The organism is Rhodopseudomonas sp. B29, assembly GCF_000333455.1.
Taxonomy (GTDB): Bacteria; Pseudomonadota; Alphaproteobacteria; order Rhizobiales; family Xanthobacteraceae; genus Rhodopseudomonas.
The window spans coordinates 1-2729 of the sequence record NZ_BADD01000710.1; the positions used below are offsets into that span (position 1 = coordinate 1).

Consider the following 2729-nt stretch of genomic DNA (forward strand, 5'->3'; position numbering starts at 1 on the left):
CGACGACTACGAGCGCATGATCGAGGGCGATCCCGGCGCCGAGAGCGTGTTCAAATGGACCCGCGAGCACAAGGCGGTGGCGCGTCGCGGCTCGGCCCGACCGAGGGCCCGTTCATTCGCGGCTCCGGCGAGGGCGTCGGCGTCCATCCGTCGGCAAGGACACCAAGATGCCGGACTACGTCGTGCTGATCTCCACCCTCGGCGGCATCGAAGTGTTCGGCCTCAACGGCTTCGTGCTCGGCCCGGTGATCGCCGCGATGTTCATCGCGGTGTGGGATATCTATGCGGAGGGACGGGAAGCGGAGACGCCGTCGTCGATGTGAGCCGCCATTCTCCCGCTGCGCGGTAACGACGAATCAGTCGTTCCGATCGGCAGTATCAGCGCGCGAGGCGCGCAGATCGGCTACACGATAGTTCAGCGCGCAAGGCCAAGCACGACAAGCAGCGTGGTATCGAGCTGCTCCAGAATCGCCGCGTCCAGTGTGCCGATCACCTGCCTGACGCGATCACGACGGAGCGCGCTGAGCTTGTCGGTCATGATCTGGGAGCGAGCACGCAAGCCGTTGTCCGGGCTGGGCTCAACGATCGGACGGGTCCGCCGGAACTCGGACAGATCGGATGACATCGGGCAAATTAGGATCGACGTCGTGCTATCGCCGAGCTCGTCGGCCTGAACGACGACGCCGGGACGCGGATTGCCGAGATCGCCCGATGCGACAAGCAGAACCACGTCGCCCCGCTTCATGCTCAATCTGCCGGATCGCGGACCTTGTCGAGCCAATCATCGAGCGCATCGTTGTCCGGGTGCTGGGCCATCATCGCGCCCTCGCGACGGATTTCGGCCAACACCTTGGGTTCGCGCAGGTCGGGCACCCAATGCTGCACCGGCCGCAACCCCAGCGCTCGCAACCGTTCTCGCCGCGACGCCATGCGCTCGCGGGGGATTTGGGGGCCGGCTTTTTAGGTTGGGTGGGCATGGATGCAATGTAACATGTTACAGGAAAGGGGCGAGCAGCGGGCTGGTCGCACTCCCGAACTAGGGCAGTCTCGATTTCTGAGTCACGTCCCCGAGCACCAGACCAGCGAACCGAGGACGGCGCCTTAAGCAGCTTCCGCCAGAAGCTCTGCGGACAACAAAGCCTTCGCCTTGAGGAGTTCGATCCCGACGATGCGACCCTCGGCGTCATAGTCGAAGATGATATTCGGCGCGACCTCCTCGCTTTCCTGGATGCGATCGTTGGAAAGCCGGATATAGGCAGCGTCGTCTTCTGCCTGATATTTGATCGTCGGTTTCATCGGGGTTCTCGCGCTTTTCTGTCGAAGAACACCGTCAGGATACGCATTTCATCGGCAGTTTCCAAGCATGCGACCCGAAGGATGCGCCCTCCAAACTCAGGAATGGCGCGAAATCGGCGTTCGACGCCCTTTCCGTTGGGGTCTGGCTGGCTCCAAGTCGGCTCCCAAACCGTCCTCTCTACCCACGTGACGTCCAGTTCTCGTTCGCGGACGGCATCGCGGGCATGGACCGTAAAGAACAGGGGCTTTCGGCATGGCATGGTCGTCTGCCGGAAATTCGACGTTTGATCGATAAATCTCGGGCGGTGGCGCAAGGCCCACAGTTGCTATCTTGGCCCGACAACAGCGGCTTGAGCACCGGCAAGTAGGCTTTGGCGATACTCCAATGCTTCAGGAAGCTCAGTAAATTCCAGGAGTTCGCCCGTAAGCTCACCTAGATGAACTTTTACTTCCGATGGCGTCGCTCGAAAGAATTCGCGCCGTCGATTGATCGTGTTCACTCGCATGGCAGCCAATCTGGCGTGCATCTCCGTCTCAATACTAACTGCGTCCTTTGAAAAGAAGAGCGCGTGAACATCGAAATTGAATGGGACCGAAGCGTCGCTTAGTTCGCGAATCCGATCCATCGGATCCAAACGCCGTGTCATTCCAATCTTGACCATGCGCTCCCCAAATGAGCCGATATTCGAAATGACATAAACATACCCCGCACGAATATTTGCCGCACGATAGTCAACGCTCGCCAGAGCACGATCGACATCGTCCATCTGCTCACGAAGGCGTGTTGCGCCGGCTTCATCGCCATTCGCAACAAGTGAGTTGAGAGCGTTCTCATAGTGTTGTCGTTCTTTCTCGAGCCTCCCGCGCTCGCGCTCGATCTCTTGCTGCGCTTTGCGTTCCTCCCGCATTCGGTCACGCTCCGCGCGTTCAATCTCCTTCTCTTCGGCCTGCTTCGCAAGAAAGTCAGACGTCAATTCCAATTCGCGGACACGCAGTTGATAGTAGTTGGGGGAAATGCTGATATTCATCGTCTGGCCGAGGCGCGCGATCGTTTCGGAGGTCTTGGCCAAACGATCGAGTGCGCTATCGAGCTTAAATGGCTTCATGCCTCGAACGAGATTGTCCGCCTCCGCGTTGAATGCGCGCAACATCAACTTGGAAAAGTCACGGACCATCTTCTTTCCTTCGCTGACGGAATCGTTGACGGTCCAGTTCGTCGTGGCCAAGACGGCTCCGCCGTCCTTCTTTATCATCGACTTAACTGTATCTTCGATCTCGGCGAGGGCGGCTTGGTACGACACGGCGTCAGTTAACGGATGCCGGTAGCGATACACCCCAACTTTCTTGGAGCAAAAGAGAGATCGTCCGTCTCCACAATGGGCTTTGCGCACTTGCCGCATTTGGTGCGTTAGCGCATCGAGTTCAGCTCTTGC

Annotated in this window: 5 protein-coding genes and 2 pseudogenes; 2 read left to right on the top strand and 5 right to left on the bottom strand. The window is 59.0% G+C overall.

Annotation, left to right across the window (positions count from 1 at the left end):
* Together I5M_RS33930 and I5M_RS32490 are read left to right on the top strand one after the other, a co-directional pair.
* Positions 1–147 (top strand): annotated as a pseudogene (locus I5M_RS33930) (acetamidase); the annotation flags it as partial.
* Between the two features lie 2 nt (positions 148–149).
* Positions 150–323: pseudogene (locus I5M_RS32490) on the top strand (AI-2E family transporter); the annotation flags it as partial.
* Between the two features lie 92 nt (positions 324–415).
* On the opposite strand, the gene I5M_RS25435 reads toward I5M_RS32490, so the two are convergent.
* The 5 genes from I5M_RS25435 to I5M_RS25450 all read right to left on the bottom strand — a co-directional run.
* Positions 416–745, bottom strand: a complete 330-nt coding sequence (locus tag I5M_RS25435; protein ID WP_031337567.1) for a type II toxin-antitoxin system PemK/MazF family toxin — start codon at positions 743–745, stop codon at positions 416–418.
* A 2-nt stretch (positions 746–747) separates the two neighbouring features.
* Complete coding sequence (locus I5M_RS25440) at positions 748–930, bottom strand: antitoxin MazE family protein (protein ID WP_031337569.1); 183 nt, start codon at positions 928–930, stop codon at positions 748–750.
* 171 nt (positions 931–1101) lie between these two features.
* Positions 1102–1296: a DUF2283 domain-containing protein gene (locus I5M_RS25445; protein ID WP_022723973.1), complete on the bottom strand. Its 195-nt coding sequence runs from the start codon at positions 1294–1296 to the stop codon at positions 1102–1104.
* A complete protein-coding gene (locus tag I5M_RS34490) occupies positions 1293–1556 on the bottom strand; it encodes a DUF4258 domain-containing protein (protein ID WP_376738698.1) in 264 nt (87 codons plus the stop codon). The genes I5M_RS25445 and I5M_RS34490 overlap by 4 nt, the downstream gene beginning before the upstream one ends.
* Positions 1557–1622: 66 nt before the next feature.
* A partial coding sequence (locus I5M_RS25450) for a DUF4041 domain-containing protein (RefSeq protein WP_040771897.1) occupies positions 1623–2729 on the bottom strand: 1107 nt, incomplete at its 5' end.

Excerpts from the sequence above, each read along its gene's own strand:
- I5M_RS25435 (WP_031337567.1), bottom strand. The coding sequence starts at position 745 with ATGAAGCGGGGCGACGTGGTTCTGCTTGTCGCATCGGGCGATCTCGGC.
- I5M_RS25440 (WP_031337569.1), bottom strand. The coding sequence starts at position 930 with ATGGCGTCGCGGCGAGAACGGTTGCGAGCGCTGGGGTTGCGGCCGGTG.
- I5M_RS25445 (WP_022723973.1), bottom strand. The coding sequence starts at position 1,296 with ATGAAACCGACGATCAAATATCAGGCAGAAGACGACGCTGCCTATATC.
- I5M_RS34490 (WP_376738698.1), bottom strand. The coding sequence starts at position 1,556 with ATGCCATGCCGAAAGCCCCTGTTCTTTACGGTCCATGCCCGCGATGCC.